Below are 633 nucleotides of genomic sequence, written 5' to 3' on the forward strand. Positions count from 1 at the left end.
CATGGCAGGCGTTTCTATGTATAGCTTAATGCAGCGAGCTGGCATGGCTGTTTACGAACGATTTCTTCATTTATACCCAAGAGCGAAAAACGTTCTTGTCGTTTGTGGCAAAGGCAACAACGGCGGCGATGGCTACGTGTTTGCATCCCTTGCAAAACAAGCTCAGCTGAATGTTCAAGTTTTTCAAATTGGTGATGTAACGCAGCTTCAGGGCGATGCTTTGCGTGCGTATCAAGACTGGCAAACCGTTGATGGTAAAAACAGCAGTTGGGATGACTGGAATACTGCGTTACTTGAAGCGGAAGTGATCATCGACGCCATGTTAGGTACGGGACTACAGGGTGAAGTCCGAACTGAATATCGTCGCTACATAGAGCAGATCAACCAAATTCAGTGTCCTGTTATTGCGGTCGATATCCCGTCCGGCTTGTGTGCTAACACTGGCTCAGTTTTAGGTGACGCAATTCAAGCTGACCATACAGTTACGTTTATTGGCGTTAAGCAAGGGTTATGTACCGCTCAAGCGAGAGACCGAATTGGTGAGCTGCACTTTTGTGGTTTGGGCGTTAACGTGGAATTCGATTCCATAGAAGAAGAAAGCGCACTGGGCATTGACCATAAAGTCATCCCTCG

General features: G+C 47.2%; 1 protein-coding gene. It reads left to right on the top strand.

Features of this window, described 5'->3' with window-relative positions; genetic code table 11:
• Positions 1-633 (top strand): NAD(P)H-hydrate epimerase (locus R7Q46_RS27940; protein ID WP_318078400.1); only part of this gene is annotated, 633 nt, incomplete at both ends.

The sequence above is a fragment of the Vibrio sp. 811 genome (assembly GCF_033339195.1).